We start from the raw sequence: 19,793 nt of genomic DNA on the forward strand, positions 1-19,793 counted from the left end.
AGTCAACAACGAAGAGAAGACACTCGTTGTTCCCTGTGCCACACGGCCATCACGTCCTCACCCGTGCGGGTGACCGCTTTCCGGCGGAACAGTCCGCTCGGTCCCCCCGGCGCGCCGCCCTCAGGAGCGCACGAGGAGAACGGCGCCGGCGAGTACCGCTCCGAGGACGAGTGCGGCCGCACCGTGGCTCAGCCGGTGCGCCCACGACGCCGGGAGCGGCAGGGCGGAGTCCGCCGCCAGCCGGCCGGGGCCCGCGAGGGTGAGCGCGGCGGCGGCCAGGGCCAGCAGCAGTTCGTACTCGACGCCTTCGGGGGCGAAGAAGCCTCCGCCCCACTTGACCGCGAGCGCGTTGAGCATCGTGCCGAAGACCGCGGCGCCCGCCAGCGGGGTGAGCAGGCCGAGCGCGAGTCCCAGTCCGCCAAGGGTCTCGGCCAGTCCTGCGACGACGGCCATGGCCTTGGCCGCGGGGTAGCCGGCCGAGTGGAAGAACTGCTCGGTCCCCGCGAGTCCGCCTCCGTCGAACCAGCCGAAGAGTTTCTGGGAACCGTGGGCCGCCATGGTCAGGCCGAGCGCGAGGCGCAGCAGGAGGAGGCCCGCGTCGTGGGCGTTCCGCGCGGTGGGGGCGGCCTCGGCCTGCCCGGAGGCGCCGGGGAAGCGGGCGGCGGTGCCGGTGGCGGGCGGGCTGTCCGGGGTGGCCGGAGTGTCCTGTGCGGCGTGGGGGGACGGCATGAGCGGAGCCTCCTGCGTCGGTGTGGGAACCGGGTGACGGGACGGTGCCACCGGTTGTTCAAATTCGAAACGTATCGCCTGACGGTACAAGCCGGTTCGAATTTGAACAACACGTAGGATGGTGTCCATGGAAGGGACCAGGTGGCTCGATGAACGGGAGATGGCGGCCTGGCAGGGCTTCCTCGAAGCGACCAGCCGGGTCTCCCGCCATGTGGAGCAGCAGCTGAAGGAGGACGCGGGACTCTCCCATCCGCAGTACGAGGTACTCGTCCGCCTCGCCGGAGCACCCGGCGGCGAGGTCCGGATGACCGATCTGGCCGAGGGCCTGTTCACCTCCAAGAGCAACCTGACCTACCAGGTGGGCCAGCTGGAGAAGCGCGGTCTCGTGCGGCGCCGCTCCTGCCCCACGGACGTCCGCGGAGTCCTCGCCGTCCTCACCGAGGAGGGCCGCGACACTTTGCGCGCCGCGGCCCCCGGCCATGTGGCGGCCGTTCGCGCCGCCCTGATCGACGTCCTGGAACCCGACGAGATCGACACCGCCGCCCGTGCGCTCGGCCGGGTCGGCGCCCGGCTGCGGCCCCCGGGCCGGCACGCGGAGGAAACGGAGGGGACCGAGGCAACCGAGGAGCCTTCGCGCTCTCCCCTCCCTCCGGAGTCGGAGAACGCCTAGGGAGCACCTGGGCCCTGGGCCGGGGACCTGGGCCCCCGGCCCAGGGMCCRGGGCACGGGGGGGGAGGATCGGGGCCCAGGACCCGGGGACCGGACAGCAGGCTCAGGGTGCCGGGATCTCGGACAGCGGCGGGATGAGTACCTCCTCCTCGTAGTCCAGATGAGCCTCCAGCTCCCTGGTCATCCGGGCCAGCTCGGCGCGGAAGTGATCGGGTTCCGCGGTCGTCAGGTCGGCCAGCAGGCGCTCCAGCTCAGCGCGGATGCGGTCCACCGTGCGGTGCTCGGCGCGCAGGCGCGCCAGCGCGGGAGCCAGGTGGGGGTACTTCTCGGCCAGCACGGGGAACGCCCCTTGGTCCTCGGAGACGTGGTGCGTGTGCATCGACTCGCAGAAGGCCAGGCAGTGCTGACGCAGCTGGAGCCCGAGCGGAGCCGGCGGCGCCCCGGTGCCGCCGGGCCGCTCCGTCCTGGCGGCGAAGTAGGCGTCCGCCTCCGCCACGACGTGACGCAGCTGGTCCCGCAGCCAGGTGTGGACCTCCAGGAGCTTGTCGACGAGGCCGGTGAACGGCGCGTCGGGAAAGGAGCGTTCGAGCCGGACGACGGGCAGCACGCGTGAGACGCGCGCCTGGTAGTCGGCGTACCCGGGTGCCTGCCGTACGACGTGCGCGAACAGCCGGTCCCGCTCGGCGCCCTCGGTGGGCACCGCGACGGCCCCGAACGACTCCGTGCCCACCTCGACCCTGGCCATGGGGTGCGCGAGCAGGTTGTGGTACCAGGCAGGTGCGCGGGGAGCGCCGCCCGCCGAGGCGACGACGAGGAGGTGACCGTCCTCGTCACGGACGTACCCGAGGGGAGAGGTCTGCTCCAGGCCCGTACGGGCTCCGGTGGTGGTCAGCAGCAGCAGATCGCCGCCCTCGAACGGGCCGCCGACGCGGCCGGAGTTGGCGCGGAACTCCTCCACGACCGCACGGTTGAAGTCACTGACGCGGGGCGGAGCGGAGGAAAAGGGTGAAGGGGGCAAGAAAACAACTCCATGAGGAAGAGACGACCCGGCCCGCGTCTGCGCCCATGCGCTTGGTCCTTCGGGCGCCCGAACGACCAAGCAAGCAAGCAAGCAAGCAAGCAACCGTGCGAGCAAGCGACCGCGTGGGCAAGCGACCGTGCGGGCACACCCGTCGGCCCAGGGCGCGCTCACGAGTGCGCGCGTGAGCCACGCCCGTGAGCGCGGCGTGTGAGCGCCCGCTGAGACACAGGGGAGAGCCCCTGGCAGGCAGGGGCAGGGAACAGGAAGGGTCAGGAAAGCGGAAGAAGAGAAAAAGCCCGGCGCCCGGCCGCACGCACGGCGGCGACGGCGGCGCGGAACGGCGGCGCGGTGCGTCAGCCGTTCTCAGTCACGTGTCAGACGAGCCCGGCGGTGTGTGTACCCACGATGCACTCCTCACGTCCAGGTGCCTCCATGCCACTGCCGTACAAGCGGCAGCGTCACGCGACACGGCCCCTATTGAACGTGCTTGCTCCTCCCGCGGCAAGGGGCTTCGGACAGGTGCGGCTCCCGGGCAGCGCCTGCCGGAGATCAGACCCCCAGGGCGGCGTCGAGCGCCGCGCGGACCGTGTGCCGCGCGATCCGGGCCCGCGTCGTGCCCAGCAGCACGTGGTAGGCGAGGCCTTCCGCCTGGGCCACCAGGGCGACGGCCGCCGTTTCGTGGCCTCCCTCGGGCGCGCTCGCCCCCGCGCGGGCCAGGCATCCGGCCAGACTTCCGTACAGGCCGGCGTAGAGGCCGCGGACGCGCTCGGCGATGGGGTCGTCGGCCAGCGCGCCGGCGTTGAACGCGTGCCGCACCCGCATGTGCGCCCGCGACGCCGCGTCGTGGGGGATCAGCTCGTCCAGGACGACGGCGAGCACCTCGGCAGGCGGTGCGTCGGCCGGGGCGGCGCCCAGGCGGCTTCTGATGCGCTCCGCGCTGCGCTCGTTGCCGCGGTCGAAAGCGGCCTCCAGCAGCTTCTGCTTCGTCGGGAAGTAGTGCTGGACCCGGCCCGGTGACACACCGGCCTGCGCGGCGACCTCCGTCAGGGAGACCGCGGGCAGTCCCCGCTCGGCGACGACCGCGAGCACCGCGTCGGCGATCTCCGTGCGCCTGCGGTCGTGGTGCAGTCCCGGCCCGCGGCCTCGGGTGGATGCGCTGGACGGCATGTGCCCGGTCCCTCCTCGCCCGCTGTCGCCCGCTCCCACTGTCGTCATCCCGATGTTGCCACATTGAAAAGCACGCCTGGAAGGCTTTACGGTGTGGCCACATCGGAAAGCATCCAGTGCGGGCCCGGGCGCCGGTGCGGCCCGTGCACCGGCGCGGATCGGGCACCGGCGCGGACCGGGCGCAGCAGCACACGAGGGAGGAGCCGTGCCCTCCACCACACCTGCCACCACCCACACGACACCCACGCCACCGACTGCCACCCGTGCGGCAGCCGTCCTGGCGCTGGCCTGCGCGGCGCAGTTCATGGTGGTTTTGGACGTCTCCGTGGTGAACGTCGCGCTGCCCGCCGTCCGGGAAGCACTCGGCTTCACCACGGGCGGCGGCCTCTCCTGGGTCGCCACCGCCTACGCGCTGGCGTTCGCCGGGCTGCTGCTGCTGGGCGGGCGCCTGGCCGACCTGCGAAGCCACCGCCACGTGTTCGTCGCCGGACTGGCGCTGTTCACCGTCGCGAGCCTCGCCGGCGGACTCGCCACCTCCCCCGGCGCGCTCATCGCGGCCCGCGCCGCCCAGGGACTGGGGGCCGCCGTGCTGGCCCCCGCCACGCTCACCGTCCTGACGACCACCTTCCGGGAAGGGCCGCGCCGCACCCGCGCGCTCGCCGTCTGGACGGCCGTCTCCTCCGTCGGCGGCGCCGCGGGCAACCTGCTGGGAGGGGTGCTCACCGAGGCGTTCACCTGGCGGGCCGTCCTGCTCGTCAACGTCCCCCTCGGCTGCGCGGCCCTGCTGCTCGTACGGGTACTGCCCCGAAGCGACCTTTCGCAAGGCCCGGCGCGCGCCCGGCTGGACCTGCCCGGAGCCCTCGCCGCGACCGTCGGCATGACGGCCCTCGCCTACGGCGTCAGCCGCACCCAGGACGGCTCCTGGGCGGACCCCGCCACCCTGTGGTCACTGACGGGCGGAGTCGCGGCCCTGCTCCTCCTCGTCGCCGTGGAGACCCGCTGGGCGTCCCGGCCGCTGATCCCGCCGGCACTGCTGCGGCGGCGCACAGTGGCGGTCGGCAACACGATCGTGCTGCTGGCGGGAGCCTGTCTCCAGATCCCCGTCTGGTACTTCCTGACGTTCTTCATGCAGGACACCCTCGGGTACTCGGCGCTCCGCACGGGCCTGGGCTTCCTGCCGCACACACTGATCGGTGCGGCGGCCGGGGTGTGGGTGACGCCCCGTCTGATGCTCCGCTTCGCGTACCGGACGCTCATCCTGGCGGGTGCCGTGCTGTGCGGCGCCGGTTTCTGGTGGCAGAGCACGGCGTCCGCCCACAGCGGCTACCCACTCGGTGTGCTGGGGCCCGCGGTGGTGTTCTCCCTGGGCGCCGCCGTGTTCGTCACGCCCGCGACGGCGGTGGTCACCTCAGGCGTCCCCGCGGGTGACGCCGGGGCCGCTTCCGGCCTGATGAACACCGCCAAACAGTTCGGCGGCGCACTGGGGCTCGCCGCGCTCTCCGCCGTGGCGGGACCCGACGGCAGCGCCCACGGCCGGGTGTTCGCCACCATGACCGGTGTCCTGGCCGCCATCGCGCTCCTCGCCCTGGCCCTCCCCCACGAGCGGAAAGGTCGGCAGACCGCACCAGGGGGAGCACCGCTGCCGCGAGAGGCGGCGTCGCCGGAGAGCTGAGGGGACGGCCCGAGCCGCCCGGCGGGCTACCCCGCCACCGTCCGCACGGCCTGCCCGAGCCGGTCCAAGCCCTCGCTGATCTCCTTCGGGGTGTGCGTCGTGAACGACAGGCGCAGCGCGGCATGGTCGGGCGGGCCGGCGAAGAAGGGGGCACCGGGGACGTAGGCGACGTCGTGCGCGACGGCCGTGTGCAGCAGCGCGGTCGCGTCGTGCCCCTCGGGCAGCCGGGCCCAGACGAACATGCCGCCCTCGGGACGGTTCCACGTGCTGCCGTGCGGCAGCGCTGTGGCCAGTCCGTCCACCAGGGCGTCACGGCGCTGCCGGTAGGCCTCGCGGACCCGCGCCAGATGGGCGTCCAGGTCGCTGTCGGCCAGATACCTGGCGGCAGCGGCCTGGTCGACGGTGGAGCAGTGCAGGTCGAGGGACTGCTTGGCGACCACACAGGCGCGGCGCAGCGCCGCGGGCGCCCGCAGCCAGCCGAGCCGCACGCCGGGGGCCATCACCTTGGAGAAGCTGCCCAGCAGCACCGTCCGGTCGGCCGCCCTGGGCAGCGACGCGAGCCACGGCACGGGCTCGCCCGCGAACCGCAGCTCACCGTACGGATCGTCCTCGACGAGCCACAGACCGTTCCGTGCGGCGATCTCGGCGACCGCCTGCCGCCGCGCGAGCGGAAGGGTGCGTCCGGTCGGGTTCTGGAAGGTGGGCACCAGGTAGAGCAGCTTGGGCCGGTCGCGCTCCACCGCTTCCGCCAGTGCCTCGGGGTCCACACCGTCCTCGTCGGAGCGGACGGGCACCACGCGGGCCCCCGCGAAACCGAAGCACTGGAGCGCCGCCAGGTAGGTGGGGTCCTCCACCAGCACGGTGTCGCCGGGCTCCAGCAGCGCGGTGGCCAGCAGGGTGAGGGCCTGCTGGGAGCCGGTCGTCACCAGCAGCGCCCCGGGATCCGTCGGCAGTCCGCGGCCCGCCAGCCGCCCGGCCACCGCGGCCCGCAGCGCCGGGTCCCCCTCCGTGGTGGAGTACTGCAGCACCCGCTGGGGCTCCTCGGTGAGCACCCTGTCGTAGGCGGCGCGTATGCCGTCGGCGTCGAACAGTTCGGGGGCCGGCAGGCCGCCTGCGAAGGAGATGACCTCGGGGCGTTCGGTCAGCGCCAGGATCTCCCGTACGGGCGACGACCCCACCGAGGCGGCGCGGGCGGCGAGCGGGGGCACGGGGGCGGCGGCCGGCGCGGAGCCGGTGAGCGTACCGGGAGTCATTGCCGCAGCCTAGAAGCGCTTCGCGCAACGGGCCCAGCGCTATCCGGCATGTGGTCACCGGCCCGCCGGTCTCCCTGCCCCGGTCCGCCAGCTCCCGGCCCGAACGGGTTGTCGGGTTGCGCTCGTCGTCCGGCGGCGGGGGGCGCTTGTGCTCGTCGCCCGGCGGCGGGGGGCGCTTGCGCTCGTCGCCCGGCGGCGGGGGGCGCCTGCCGGGCGCGCGGAGACGGACTGCGCCTCGTGCCCGGACCCACCGGCGGGACGCGCAAGCCGCACCGGCCCGGCGAATCGCCGGTTGGGATCCCGCCCGACGGGTACCTGCGGGCCGATATTGGGGCCTGGAGCGAATTCGCGAGCCTTGGCCCGCGAGGGAAGCGCCTGCACAGAAGGCGAGCCAGTGAGTAGGCGAGAGAGGGAGGCCCGGGACATGACGGCGGAGATGTCCGAAGGCGAGTGGGAAGTTTCCGTGGAGCTCAGCGACTGCGCCTGTGAGGACGCCGAAGCGGTGTTCCGGGTGCTGGGCGGACTCTTCCGCTCCGACTGGAACGAGCTGCAGCCGGAGGGCCGCAAGGCCAACGTGTGGCTGTCGCGGTTCGACGTCTCCGGCGACGGAGGCCGGCCGGACGCGGTGACACTCCAGTCCCCCGTGACGGCCGAGTTGCAGGGCTCCCCGCACGCGGTGGAGCGGCTGCACGGCGTCCTGACGGAGGCGTTCGGCGTGGTGGAGGTGCTGGAGGTCGCCGGAGACCAGGAGAAGCAGCTGCGGCTCCGGCTGGAGACCCGCTGACGCCCGCCCCGGCCCTGCGGGGCCACGGCGTTCCGTGTGCCCCCGCCGGTGCGGGCGCGCGCGGCGGCCGTGGGGGCGGGGCCGGCCTACGGGCACCGGGCGGTGACGCACGCGGGCCGGGGCGAGACTCTCGGGCGGGCCTCGCCGCGTGAGCCGGTCCCGCCGCGTTCGGGCGGGGGGACACCGGGAAAGTTCCGCACCCCGTACCCGGTACGGGCCGTGCTATGCCGGAGTCCTCCTCGGGTGTGCCTCCGCCTCCGACATCTGGTGCGGGGGCGCCGCGGTCCGCGCGACCGGCTCCGGCAGCAGGTCAGGGCCTTCCGGCTCGCCCAGCCGCCGCAGGAAGGTCAGGATGCCCGCGTAGCCCTGAGCCCATGAGTAGGGGGCGTCCCCGGTGTGCGTGTTGGCTACGAGGGCCGGCGCGTCGTCCGGGCCGTGGCTGCGCCGCATCAGGTGGCGGGCGGCTTCGTGGGCGGCGTCGAGGTAGCGGTCGTCCCCGGTGTCCACCGCCAGGTCCAGCAGCGACGAACCCAGGCCCGCGGTGCCGCAGCACTGGCCGAGCGTGCTGAGCCTGGTGAGCCAGGACAGGCAGCCCCCGGCGGCTGCCTCGGCGGCGTCGCGGAGCGGCGGCTCGTCGAGGACCAGCCAGGCGTGCCGCAGCACCCGGACGAGTCCGCCGAGTCCGCGGCACCAGGAGACCGCCATCTGGGAAGCCGAGGGGGCGTTGGCCGCGGCCACCAGGTCCGGGACGAGCCCGGCCAGTTGACGGGCCCGGTGCCTGCCGGTCCGCAGGAGCTCCCGGTCTGCCGTGCGGGCGGCGAGGAGCAACAGGAAGTCGGTGATGCCGAGGTAGCCGTGCGCGTACCCGAACGTCGTCTCCCTGCCCAGTGCGCCGGCCACCGCGGCGGGCGGCGTGGAGAAGTCCTCCCGGGCCGTCAGCGGCTCGGCGAGGGCGGCAGCCGCCTCCAGTGCCCGTGGATCACCGAGGTCGGCCAGCAGGAGCCGGCCCAGTCCGACACCCGCCTGCCCGGACACGACATCGACGTCCACGGCCCGAAGCACCTCGGGTACGTCCGCAGAGACAGGCGCGGGCCTGCGGGTGATGGCGGGCAGCACCGGGCCGGGCGGCACTTCCACCCCGGCGCGGTGCGCTGCGGCGAGGAACACCTCGGTGCCCGTGCGGCCGGAGAAGAGGCCGTCGGCGGTGGGGACGGTGGCCAGACTGTGGTGGGCGTGGCGCGTCAGTCGCCGCAGCAGGTCCGTCACGCCCGGCCGGTGGCGGTGGTGCAGCAGTTCGAGTCCGACGCCCGCACTGCCGGTGTACAGGCCGGCGTCGACAGCGGGAAAGTCTGCGGCCTCACCACCGAGGTGGTACTCCCCTGCCTCCGCGAGCAGCAGGGCCAGCACCCGGTCCGTCAGGTCGCCCACCTGCGCCGCGGTGGCGGCCGGCGGTGGCGGGATGCGGGGAGCGGATGCGGTACGCGTCCGCCACTCCCCTGAGGCGAGTGCCGCAAGTGCCCTGGTGGAGCGTTCGCTCTCGTGCGCGAGGAGGTCGCCGATCACTTGGAGAAGCGCGGGCCTGCGCCCGGCGTGGACGGCGTCGAGGCACTGCATGGCCCGAGTGCGGGCGACATCGGTCGACGCGTCTCCGGTGACGGGAGGCAGCCCGGTGGCGGCGAAGGCGAGAACCATACCGAGCGCGAAATGGTCGTCGGCCACCGAGGGTTCCCGGGAGTGGTCGAGCTGCTCCCGCGGGGCGTACCCCGGCGTGCCGCCTGGCAGGTGGACGCCGTCGAGCGCGGAGATGCCGAAGTCGATGAGGCTGGCCCGCCCCGCGTCGTCAAGGACGATGTTGCGGGGCGTGACGTCCCGCATGACCACACCCTTGGCGTGCAGGGCCGCGAGTGTCGTGGCGAGTTCGCGTGCGAGACGGGCGAAGTCCTCGTCGTCCCCCGGGGTGGCCGCTGCGCCGGCCGGGAGCAGTGCGCCGTTGCGCCACACGTGTTCCATCAAGTTGCGGTCTCCGACGTCGCTCGTGACGAGGTATTCGTCGTCGGAGTGGGCGAAGTGGTCGAGGAAGACGGGTATGCGCGGTGTTCCGGCGGCCACCGTGAGGATGCGGCGTTCGTTGCGCAGCCTGACCCTGACGTCGTTGCCGTCGCGGTCCTCGTTGACATGGGCGCGGGCGGTCTTGACGATGACGGTGGCCGCCTTCGACGCGTCTTCGGCGGGCGCCCCCGTGTCCACGGCACGGTAGACGTTGCCGCGAGCCGATTCGTACACCCCCTCGACCGCGCGGTAACGGCCGCCCAGCAGCTCACCGGTGTCCGGCGGGTGCGGGGCGCCACCGGCGGGCGCGGTGGGGGCCGCGGTGAGCGTGTCGGTAGTCGTGGCAACGGCGGGTCGCTGCTCATCTTCGCGGAACGGGTCGCGCACCCAGGCGGGCTGGCGGTAGCCGAGCGTGGCCGCTGCCTCGAACTCCTCGCCGTCGGGCCCTTCGAAGGCCACCACCAGTGTGCCGTAGGGGCCGCTGCGCCACTGGGTGCGGAAGGGGCCGTAGCGGTAGTAGACCGGGGCGTGCTCAGCCACCCGCCGATCACTGGGCACCCTGGGCCCGGGATGCCCCCGCAGCACTTCCGCGAGCTCCAGACCCAGTGCGCGCACGCGCTCCGGACGCGGATAGACGGTGACGGCCTTGCCCACGGCACCCGAGCCGACTTCCGCGGCGTTGAGGCGGCGCAGCACACGGTCGGTCGCGACGGTCTTGAAACGGCAGGCCTCGGCGAGCAGGTACGGAAAGAGCACCTCCGCCAGTCGCGGCAGCCCGGCGACCCTGGAGGATATGTGGAGCTTCCAGCCGTGGTCGGGCAGTTCGGGGGCGGGACGGGGTGTCACCCGCGTCCAGGTAGCCCCTGTGACCAGGGAGTGCGACGCCCGGCGGCCCTCCATCAGCCGGCGGAGCACGTCCTCCGCGTTCCACTCAGCCACGCTTGTGACTCCTCGGTCGTCGCGCGCCGGGAGCTGCCCCGGGCCTGTCGTGACGGGACCGTCCACGCGCGACCGCACGCGAACAGGGAAACGGCCCGAGACGGCCCCGCCCACGAACGCCGTGGCGTCCGGGGCCGGTGGCATGCTCGGGCCGCTGTGAGGGGTGCTGACCGACGCGTGAAGGTCAGCACCGCCAGTGACGACGCGCTGGATCAGCCGGTGTTGCCGGTCCCCGCGCAGGTGTAGTCGCAGGCGGTGATCGGGCAACGGTCGGTGGCTCCGGCGGCTGGGTCGTTCACCTGGAACGAGACCGTTGGCTCTTGGGCCAACGTCCCAGCGTCCCGGGGAGCGAGCTCTGACAGGAATTCCATGGCACTCCCGTGTCGTAGCAACATGTGTGTGAAAACTCTGCTGCTTCACTTCACCTGAGATATCTGGTGCCCGTGACGCAAAAAAGCGTAGAACACCGATTCGAGACACCACAAGACGTCGGCGCGGGCCACCGTCCCTCGAGTTGATGTACGGGCTCGGTGTCACCAACCACCGGCCGCTGGGGGCGAGATGGGCCCGCAGGCGGGACCCGGAGGTGAGCGAGTCCGCCCCTGAGGGTCCGACGGAGTGGGCGCAGCGATTCGGGGACCCGCTCGGCTTCGGCCGCCTTCCAGGGCACGGACGGGTTGGGGGTCTTGGTGCCCGGAGCCGGACTTGAACCGGCACGGCCCTGAGGGCCAACGAGGTTTAAGCTCGTCGTGTCTGCATTCCACCATCCGGGCACCGGTCTCCGGGACCGCTCCGTGCACCGCCGGGCGCACACGGCCCACCCCAGGACGCGGGACGAGCCTATCCAGGGTCATCCCCCGAACAGCGGATCGACAGACCGATGTTGTCTTATTTTATTGGCAACTGACGGGGCATCAGTACCACATGGACCACTTCGCAGCGGTCTTCTTCGCGCGTCCGCCTCGCCAGAAATGACGGAAAGTCGCCGGTCGATCACGCGACATCGCGCCGCAGTCCTCCCGGTGGCATATGCCAGCGGTATCTGCCCAGCTCAGCCGACCACCGTGGGCCCCACGAGGCCGCCGTGCGGGGCCCACGAGCCGTCCGCCGGCGGTGCGCTCCTCGTCGCCGTCTCAGGGTCCGCCCTCATACCCAAGGAGGACCGAAGCGGTGCGGGCTACCTCCGAAGACTCCCCCGCAAACAAGAGCCGGGGCTGATCCGGGAGGGGAGGAAGGGCGGAACGATGGAGGTCATCGGGAAGTTCCCAACCGGCTTCCTCCCACCGACGTCCCGACAGGAGCCCCGCAGTGACGACCAGCACCCGTCCGCACCACTACACGGGTGGCCCGCACCCCGGAGCCCCCGCAGCCCACACCAGCACCGGCGTCGCCGCGGCGCAGGCCACAGAACTGTCCAAGGTCTACGGCCAGGGCGAGACCCAGGTGGTCGCCCTCGACCGGATAACGGTGGAGTTCCGGCGGGCCGAGTTCACCGCGATCATGGGCCCCTCGGGGTCCGGCAAGTCCACGCTGATGCACTGCATGGCGGGTCTCGACGCCATCTCCAGCGGCAGCGCCCGCATCGGTGAGACGGAACTGACCGGTCTGAAGGACAAGAAGCTGACCCAGCTGCGCCGCGACCGCGTGGGCTTCATCTTCCAGGCGTTCAACCTGCTGCCCACGCTCAGCGCGCTGGAGAACATCACGCTGCCGATGGACATCGCGGGCCGCAAACCCGACAAGGCGTGGCTGGACCGCGTCATCCAGACCGTCGGCCTCGCCGACCGGCTCAAGCACCGCCCCAACCAGCTCTCCGGCGGTCAGCAGCAGCGCGTCGCGGTCGCCCGCGCCCTCGCCTCCCAGCCGGAGATCATCTTCGGTGACGAGCCGACCGGCAACCTCGACTCGCGGGCGGGCGCCGAGGTGCTCGGCTTCCTCCGCAACTCCGTGCGGGAGCTGGGCCAGACCGTCGTCATGGTCACGCACGACCCGGTGGCCGCCGCCTACGCGGACCGCGTGGTCTTCCTCGCCGACGGCCGCATCGTCGACGACATGGCAGGACCGACGGCCGACAGCGTGCTGGAGCGGATGAAGTCCTTCGACGCCAAGGCGCGCAGGAGCTGAGCCTCCCCCCACACCCGAGCCGACCGGCCGACCGACGTCGGCCATATCCCAGAAGGACCCCCGAGGACTTCCTCATGCTCCGAACAGCCTTGCGCAACGTCTTCGCGCACAAGGCCCGGCTGCTGATGACCATGCTCGCCGTGCTGCTCGGCGTCGCCTTCGTCTCCGGCACCCTGGTCTTCACCTCCACGATCTCCGACGCGTTCCAGAAGAGCTCCCAGAAGGGCTACGCGGACGTCGACGTCTCCATACGCCAGGACGGCAGCGACGCCCCGCAGGGCCGCGAGACCGTCTCGCCCCTGAGCCAGCGCGCCCTCGACAAGGCCGCGGGTCTGCCAGGGGCCGCCTCGGCGACCGGTGTCGTCTCCGGTTTCGCGGCGCTGTCCGACAAGGACGGCAAGCTCGTCGGCGACGGCTTCTCCACCCAGGGCGCCAACTACTACGCGGGCCGCGACGGGAAGGGCACCGACGCGCGCTACCCGATGAAGGAAGGCCGGGCGCCGCGCGCCGAGGGCCAGATCGCGCTGGACGCCAAGACGGCCGAGCGCACCGGCTACCAGGTCGGCGACACCGTGCGCACGTCGGTGAACGGCCCGGTGCGCGAGGAGAAGGTCACCGGCATCTTCACCACCGACGACGGGAACGTCACCGCGGGCGGCACGCTGGTCCTCTACGACAACGCCACGGCCCAGAAGCTGTTCGCCAAGCCCGGCGAGTACACCGAGATCGCGCTCAAGGCCGACCCGGGCGTCTCGCAGACCGCGCTCAAGGAGCAGGCCGAGAAGGTCCTGCCCGCCGACACCGAGGCCGTCACCGGCAAGAAGCTCGCCGACGACGAGTCCAAGGCCATCGAGAGCAGCATGTCCGGCATGAAGACGAGCCTGCTGGCGTTCGCCGGGATCGCGCTGTTCGTGGGCATCTTCATCATCGCCAACACCTTCACGATGCTCGTCGCCCAGCGCACCAAGGAGCTGGCGCTGCTGCGCGCGGTCGGTGCCAGCCGCCGCCAGGTGACCCGTTCGGTGCTGGTCGAGGCGCTGGTCGTCGGCGCCGTCGCCGGACTGGCCGGCATGGCCGCCGGCGTCGGCATCGCCGCCGGGCTGCGCGCACTGGTCGGCACCATGGGCACCATGCCCGACGGGCCGCTGGTCATCGAGCCGAACACCATCGTCATCTCCCTGATCGTCGGCGTCCTGGTCACCCTCCTGGCGGCCTGGCTGCCCGCGCGGCGCGCCGCCAAGATCCCGCCGGTCGCGGCCATGGGCGCACTCCACGCCCCCGCCACCACGCGCTCGCTCATCCTCCGCAACACCATCGGCGCGCTGTTCTCCGCCGCCGGTGCCGCGCTGGTGCTGATGGCGACGAAGGCGGACGACGGCAAGGCCCAGATGGGCCTGGGTGCCACGCTCCTGGTGATCGGCGTCTTCATCCTCACCCCGCTGCTGTCCCGCCCGCTCATCGCGGCGGCTGCACCGGTGCTGCGGCTCTTCAACGTGAGCGGCAAGCTGGCCCGCCAGAACGCGGTCCGCAATCCGCGCCGCACGGCGGCCACCGCCTCCGCGCTGATGGTCGGCCTGACTCTGATCACCGGGCTGACGGTCATCGCCAGCGGCGTGCAGCAGGCCGTCAACAAGATGGCGTCGGACTCGTTGAAGGCCGACTACACCATCTCGATGGCCAACTTCACCCAGCTCTCACCCGAGGTGGAGAAGAAGCTCGCCCAGTCCGACCAGGTCACCGCGACCTCCCCGCTGCGCAACGCGTACGCCGACATCGGCGACGACTCCGAGTACCTCACCGGTGTCGACGGCTCCTCCATCGGCAAGCTGACCAACATCGACTTCACCGCGGGCGGCTGGTCCGGGCTCTCCAGCGGCAAGAAGGTCGTGGTCGACAACGCCACCGCGAAGGAGAAGGGCTGGAAGCTCGGCTCCGACTTCACCGCCACCTACGAGGACGGCAAAAAGGGCACGCTGACGGTCGGCGGGCTCTACGAGGGCAACGAGATGATCAAGGGCATCCTCGTCGACAACAAGGCCGTCACGCCGCACATGAGCGAGGTCGCCGACATGCAGGTCCTCGCCAAGACGAAGGACGGGGCGAGCGACGAGGTCAAGGAAACCCTCACCAAGCAGCTCGGCGACAACCCGGCGATCCTCGTCGAGGACAAGAAGGACATCTCCGAGGGCATCGCACAGATGATCAACATCATGTTGAACATGCTGTACGGGCTGCTCGCGATGGCCGTCATCGTCGCCGTCCTCGGCGTGATCAACACCCTCGCCATGTCGGTGTTCGAACGCGGCCAGGAGATCGGGATGCTGCGCGCCATCGGACTCGACCGGCGCGGCATCAAGCGGATGGTGCGCCTCGAATCGCTGGTCATCTCCCTCTTCGGCGGGGTGCTCGGCATCGGCCTCGGCATCTTCTTCGGCTGGGCCGCCGGCGAGCTGATCGCCGGGGCCGGGCTCGACACCTACACGCTGGTGCTGCCGTGGGGCCGGCTGGGCGTCTTCCTCGCCCTCGCCGCCGTCGTCGGTGTCCTGGCCGCGCTGTGGCCCGCGCGCAGGGCCGCCAAGCTCAACATGCTGGCCGCCATCAAGACGGACTGACCCGGGGCCCCTTCGGTCCCGTCTCCCCCGCCTGACACCGCCTCGCCCCCGCCCCTTCCCAGGGGCGGGGGCGAGGCGGTGTCCGCACGTCAGTCGCGCTCGGCGTCGGCGCTCTGGGCGTCCGCCGTCCAGGTGCGGGTCCGCAGCGGCAGCCCGGACCGGCCGGACTCCGGTGTCCTGACGGCCAGCACCTGGTTGACGCCGATCCGGTTGCGCTCGAAAGCCAGCGCCGAAGCCGCCATGTACAGCCGCCACACGCGGGCCCGCCCCGGAGTGGTGAGGCGGGCCGCCCGTGCGAAGTCGGACTCCAGATTGCGCACCCAGGCCCGCAGCGTCAGCGCGTAGTGCTCGCGCAGCGCCTCGACGTCCCGCACCTCGAACCCGGCGTCCTCCAACAGCCCGACGGTGCGGCCGACGGGCGCGAGCTCCCCGTCGGGGAAGACGTAGGCGTCGATGAACTCGTCGACGGAGTACGCCTCCTCGTCGGCCAGTGGCCGCCGCCCGATCTGGTGGTTGAGCAGCCGGCCTCCCGGGGCCAGCAGGGCGTACAGGTCGTCGGCGTACTCCCGGTAGCGCGCCGCACCCACGTGCTCGGCCATGCCGACCGACGAGATCGCGTCGTAGGGGCCGTCGTCCACTTCCCGGTAGTCCTGCACCCGGATCTCCACCCGGTCCGTCAGCCCCTCCTCGGCGATCCGCTTGCGGCCGTAGGCGGCCTGCTCGCGGGAGAGCGTGACGGCGACGGCGCGTACGCCGTACTCGCGCGCCGCGTGCAGCACCAGGGAGCCCCAGCCGCCGCCGACGTCCAGCAGCCGCTGCCCCTCCCGCAGGGCGAGCTTGCGGCAGATCAGGTCGAGCTTGTCGCGCTGGGCCTCCTCCAGGGTGCCGCCCGGCTGCCAGTAGGCGCAGGAGTAGACCATGCTCGGGCCCAGCACCAGCTCGTAGAAGTCGTTGCCGACGTCGTAGTGGTGGCTGATGGCCTTCCGGTCGCGGCTGAGGGTGTGCCGCAGGCCCGTACGGCGCCGGGCCTCCTCGGGGGGCGGCGGGGGCGGCAGCCCCGGACCCGCCAGCTTCAGCAGTTCGGCGACGGCCTCACGGGCTTCGGGTTCACGGGCGAGGGTGAGCGCACCCCGCAGCCAGCCGGGCCCGGACGCGGCGGCGCTGCCGAACGCGGGGGCGCCGCCGTCCGGGTCGCTCTCCCAGATCAGTCCGGCGAGCACGTCGAGGGCCTCGTACAGGTCGCCCTCCACGTCGAGGTCGCCCGCGACCCAGGCCCGTGCCAGGCCCAGCTCGCCCGGCCGCCACAGGACGCGGCGCAGTCCCCTCCGGTTGCGGATCACCAGCGTCGGGGCACCGGGCGGGCCGGCTTCGCTGTGGTCCCACGCGCGTACCCGGACCGGGAGCGGAGCCCCCAGAACCCTTTCTCCGAGCGCGACGATCCGGTTGGCGGCACCGGCCATTGAGCACACCTCCGTGACAGGCAGGGGTGGATTCCCCCTACACGTAACACTGTCGCGGGGTGATGTATGCCCACCGTGCGCGCAAATCCGGCCGTTGCCGTAAGGGTTCTACAGCCGTCCGGGTAGGCCGGTGGGTCACCTGGCCGCCGACGACAGGCGCGCGCAGACGACAGGCGCGTGGCGGCGAGGGGCGCGCGAAGGCGAAGGGGCGCGCGGAGGCGAAGGGGCGCGCGGAGGTGAAGGGCGCGCGGAGGTGAAGGGGCGCCGGGGGGGCGAAGGGCGCGGGTACGACGGAGGGGCGTGAGCCCCACGGATGGCTCACGCCCCTCTCAGGCGTGGTGCGACGGCAGCGGACCGCCGCCGAAAGGTCAGGAGGAGGCCGCCGCCTTCTCCCCCTTGCCGTCGACCGGGCTGTCGGCCCGGCTGTCGGCGGTCGCCTTCGTCTTGTCGGCCGACGCCTCGGACTTGGCGAGGGCCGCGGCCGTCACCGGCGCCGCCGCCTCGTAGAACTCGCCGCGCGGGTGCTCCATGGCGCCCAGCGAGACGACCTCGCGCTTGAGGAACATGCCGAGCGTCCAGTCGGCGAAGACCCGGATCTTGCGGTTCCAGGTGGGGACCGCCATGCCGTGGTAGGCGCGGTGGAAGTACCAGGCCAGCCGGCCCCGCAGCTTGATCTTCGTCTTGCCGAAGACGATCATCGCGACGCCCTTGTGCAGGCCGAGACCGGCCACGGCGCCCTTGTTGGCGTGCTTGTACTTGCCCTGCGGGAAGCCCCGCATACCGGAGATGACGTTGTCACCCAGCGCCTTGGCCTGCCGCAGCGCGTGCTGCGCGTTGGGCGGGCAGAACGCGTTCTCCTTGTCGGAGGCCAGGTCGGGCACCTGCGCGTTGTCACCCGCGGCCCAGGCGTAGTCCAGGCCCTTGACCTGCATGCTGGCGTCGACGTCGACGTGGCCCTTGGGGCCGAGCGGCAGGCCGAAGCGGGAGAGGACCGGGTTGGGCTTGACGCCGGCGGTCCACACGATGGTGTTGGAGTCGACCTCCAGGCCGTTCTTGAGCACCACGTGGCCGTCGACGCAGGACTCCATGGAGGTGCTGAGGTAGACCTCGACGCCCCGCTTCTTGAGGTGCTCCAGGCCCCACTCGCCGAGCTTCGGGCCGACCTCGGGGAGGATCCCGGGGGCCGCGTCGACGAGGACGAAGCGCATGTCCTCACGGCTGATGGAGGGGTAGTACTTGGCAGCGTCGCGCGCCAGGTCCTCGACCTCGCCGATGGTTTCGGCACCGGCGAAGCCACCGCCGATGAAGACGAAGGTGAGGGCCTTGCGGCGGGCCTCCTCGTCCTGCGTGGAGTCCGCCTTGTCGAACTGCTCGAGGACGTGGTTGCGCAGGCCGATGGCCTCCTCGACGCCCTTCATGCCGATGCCGTTCTCGGCCAGGCCCGGCACCGGGAAGGTGCGCGAGACGGCACCCATCGCGATGACCAGGTAGTCGAAGGGCAGTTCGTACGCGTCACCGGCCAAGGGGGTGACCGAGGCGACCTTGCGGTCCTGGTCGACCGAGGTGACGCGGCCGGTGAGGACCTCCGCCTTGGGGAGCACGCGTCGCAGGGGGACCACGACGTGGCGGGGGGAGATGCTGCCGGCAGCAGCTTCTGGGAGGAAGGGCTGGTACGTCATGTACGAGCGCGGGTCGACGACCGTGACGGTCGCCTCGCCGTACCGCATCTTCTTGAGGATGCGGCGCGCGGTGTACAGACCGACGTACCCGCCACCCACTACGAGGATTCGGGGACGCTCCGTGGTGCTCATGAAATCGAGTATCCACCCATGCCCGGGGGTCACTTCGTGAGGGCCTTCACAAGCATCGGCCGACCCTCTGCTACACTGCGCCGCCCCGTGATCGACCCCACAGGCGGTTGAGGGAACCACCGGACACTCCGGACCGTTGGTGCACCTTTTGAGCTGCGAAGATCGGCGACAGCCCGCGTGGACCACCCGCCCCGCCGCTCCCCTCGCGAGGGAACACCCGCGGAGACTCACCGTCGTTTCATGGCCTCGCCACCCCCGGAACCCTTCATTCCACGGCAAAAACCGGGCCTCACCCGGCACTTTTCCATGTGAAACAATTCACGAAAGTTCTCGCACGGGACCCCGGGAGACCCCCGCCGAGGGCCCTCCACGCCTATCAGGAGAGGGAGCGCGCGCTCAAGTGAGACCCGCACGCGCTCCCGTCCGCGCCCCTCCACCCGGCCTCGCACGCCTGGCGGTGCGTACACGGAAGCGCGTACACCCAGCCCATGACCGAGAACACCGCGGCCGGCGGGACGCCTGCCGTAACCTGTAGGGCCTCCTACCGCGCGTCGGGTGCCGCATGGAACGCGATCCCGTCCAGGATGTCGTGCTCGCTCACCACGACCTCCTCGGCGCCGGTCCGCTCCATGAGGGCGAGCAATACGAGGGCGCCGGCGTTGATGACGTCCACACGGCCCGGGTGCATCACCGGGATGGCGGCGCGTTCGTCGTGGGTGGCGGCCAGCAGGCGGGAGGTGAGCTCGCGGACCTGGTCGCGGGACAGCCGGCTGTGGTGGATACGGGACGAGTCGTAGGCGTCCAGGCCGAGCGCGATGCCGCCGAGCGTGGTGACCGTGCCGGCCAGCCCGACCAGCGTGCGGGCGCGCTCCAGCGGCACCGTACGGGCCACCTCGTCCAGGGCGGCCGTCACATCGGCACGGATCGCCGCGACCTGCTCCTCGGTGGGCGTCTCGCTCAGCGTGCCGTCGCCGTACGTGAGGTGACGTTCGGTCAGCCGGACGCAGCCCACGTCCACGCTGCGGGCAGCCTCGGCCGTCTCGTCGCCGAGCACGAACTCCGTGGAGCCGCCGCCGATGTCGACCACCAGGTAGGGCGGCGCGAAGGTGCCGCGGTCCAGCTCCCCGGTGGCGCCCGTGAAGGAGAACTCGGCCTCCTGGTCGCCGGTGATCACCTCGGGTTCGACGCCGAGGATGTCCACGACGCCGCGTACGAACTCCGCCCGGTTCTCCGCGTCCCGCGACGCCGACGTGGCCACGAAACGCGTGCGCTGTGGCGGTACGCCGAAGCCCGCGATGGCCTCCGCGTAGCGGCGGCACGCCGCGAACGTCCGCTCCAGCGCCTCCGGCGCCAGCCGCCCCGTACGGTCCACGCCCTGCCCCAGCCGGACGATCTCCATCCGCCGGTCCAGGTCGGTCAGCGCACCCGTCTCGGGATCGAGGTCGGCCACCAGCAGGCGGATCGAGTTGGTGCCGCAGTCGATCGCGGCCACGCGCTGCACGG

13 protein-coding genes and 1 tRNA gene are annotated in these 19,793 nt (G+C 72.2%); 5 read left to right on the forward strand and 9 right to left on the reverse strand.

The features are described 5' to 3' along the window. Positions 1–120: 120 nt before the first annotated feature. On the reverse strand, positions 121–729 hold the full coding sequence (locus tag AB8Z75_RS03345) for a DoxX family protein (protein ID WP_369199830.1): 609 nt from the start codon (positions 727–729) through the stop codon (positions 121–123). A 127-nt stretch (positions 730–856) separates the two neighbouring features. On the opposite strand from AB8Z75_RS03345, the gene AB8Z75_RS03350 reads away from it, so the two are divergent. Further along, the gene (locus AB8Z75_RS03350; protein ID WP_369199831.1) at positions 857–1,399 is read left to right on the forward strand and encodes a MarR family winged helix-turn-helix transcriptional regulator; all 543 of its coding nucleotides are present in this window, start codon (positions 857–859) and stop codon (positions 1,397–1,399) included. A gap of 102 nt (positions 1,400–1,501) precedes the next feature. Here AB8Z75_RS03350 and AB8Z75_RS03355 read toward each other — a convergent pair whose 3' ends face one another. Continuing rightward, complete coding sequence (locus AB8Z75_RS03355) at positions 1,502–2,356, reverse strand: nitroreductase/quinone reductase family protein (protein WP_369199832.1); 855 nt, start codon at positions 2,354–2,356, stop codon at positions 1,502–1,504. A gap of 612 nt (positions 2,357–2,968) precedes the next feature. After that, on the reverse strand, positions 2,969–3,586 hold the full coding sequence (locus tag AB8Z75_RS03360; protein ID WP_369199833.1) for a TetR/AcrR family transcriptional regulator: 618 nt from the start codon (positions 3,584–3,586) through the stop codon (positions 2,969–2,971). A 205-nt stretch (positions 3,587–3,791) separates the two neighbouring features. On the opposite strand from AB8Z75_RS03360, the gene AB8Z75_RS03365 reads away from it, so the two are divergent. Continuing rightward, complete coding sequence (locus tag AB8Z75_RS03365; protein WP_369199834.1) at positions 3,792–5,258, forward strand: MFS transporter; 1,467 nt, start codon at positions 3,792–3,794, stop codon at positions 5,256–5,258. A gap of 26 nt (positions 5,259–5,284) precedes the next feature. On the opposite strand, the gene AB8Z75_RS03370 is transcribed toward AB8Z75_RS03365, so the two are convergent. Next, a complete protein-coding gene (locus AB8Z75_RS03370) occupies positions 5,285–6,511 on the reverse strand; it encodes a PLP-dependent aminotransferase family protein (protein WP_369199835.1) in 1,227 nt (408 codons plus the stop codon). A gap of 424 nt (positions 6,512–6,935) precedes the next feature. Here AB8Z75_RS03370 and AB8Z75_RS03375 point away from each other — a divergent pair, with 424 nt between their 5' ends. Continuing rightward, a complete protein-coding gene (locus AB8Z75_RS03375; protein WP_369199836.1) occupies positions 6,936–7,295 on the forward strand; it encodes a hypothetical protein in 360 nt (119 codons plus the stop codon). Between the two features lie 222 nt (positions 7,296–7,517). On the opposite strand, the gene AB8Z75_RS03380 is transcribed toward AB8Z75_RS03375, so the two are convergent. Next, positions 7,518–10,283, reverse strand: a complete 2,766-nt coding sequence (locus AB8Z75_RS03380) for a lanthionine synthetase LanC family protein (RefSeq protein ID WP_369199837.1) — start codon at positions 10,281–10,283, stop codon at positions 7,518–7,520. A 687-nt stretch (positions 10,284–10,970) separates the two neighbouring features. Next, positions 10,971–11,056, reverse strand: a tRNA-Leu gene (locus AB8Z75_RS03385). 637 nt (positions 11,057–11,693) lie between these two features. Between AB8Z75_RS03385 and AB8Z75_RS03390 the strand changes: the two genes are divergently transcribed. Together AB8Z75_RS03390 and AB8Z75_RS03395 are read left to right on the forward strand one after the other, a co-directional pair. Continuing rightward, positions 11,694–12,407, forward strand: a complete 714-nt coding sequence (locus AB8Z75_RS03390; protein WP_242757546.1) for an ABC transporter ATP-binding protein — start codon at positions 11,694–11,696, stop codon at positions 12,405–12,407. A 74-nt stretch (positions 12,408–12,481) separates the two neighbouring features. Next, positions 12,482–15,019 carry an ABC transporter permease gene (locus AB8Z75_RS03395; RefSeq protein ID WP_369199838.1) on the forward strand — a complete coding sequence of 846 codons (2,538 nt, stop codon included), beginning with the start codon at positions 12,482–12,484 and terminating at the stop codon, positions 15,017–15,019. An 89-nt stretch (positions 15,020–15,108) separates the two neighbouring features. Here AB8Z75_RS03395 and AB8Z75_RS03400 read toward each other — a convergent pair whose 3' ends face one another. From AB8Z75_RS03400 to AB8Z75_RS03410, 3 genes are all read right to left on the reverse strand, one after another. After that, positions 15,109–16,479: a class I SAM-dependent methyltransferase gene (locus AB8Z75_RS03400; RefSeq protein ID WP_369199839.1), complete on the reverse strand. Its 1,371-nt coding sequence runs from the start codon at positions 16,477–16,479 to the stop codon at positions 15,109–15,111. 368 nt (positions 16,480–16,847) lie between these two features. Beyond that, positions 16,848–18,290 (reverse strand): NAD(P)/FAD-dependent oxidoreductase, encoded by a 1,443-nt coding sequence (locus AB8Z75_RS03405; RefSeq protein WP_369199840.1) that lies wholly within the window; start codon positions 18,288–18,290, stop codon positions 16,848–16,850. 541 nt (positions 18,291–18,831) lie between these two features. Then, on the reverse strand, positions 18,832–19,791 hold the full coding sequence (locus tag AB8Z75_RS03410; RefSeq protein WP_369199847.1) for an exopolyphosphatase: 960 nt from the start codon (positions 19,789–19,791) through the stop codon (positions 18,832–18,834). Positions 19,792–19,793 lie beyond the last annotated feature (2 nt).

The sequence above is a fragment of the Streptomyces sp. PU-14G genome, from assembly GCF_041028275.1.
Taxonomy (GTDB): Bacteria; Actinomycetota; Actinomycetes; order Streptomycetales; family Streptomycetaceae; genus Streptomyces.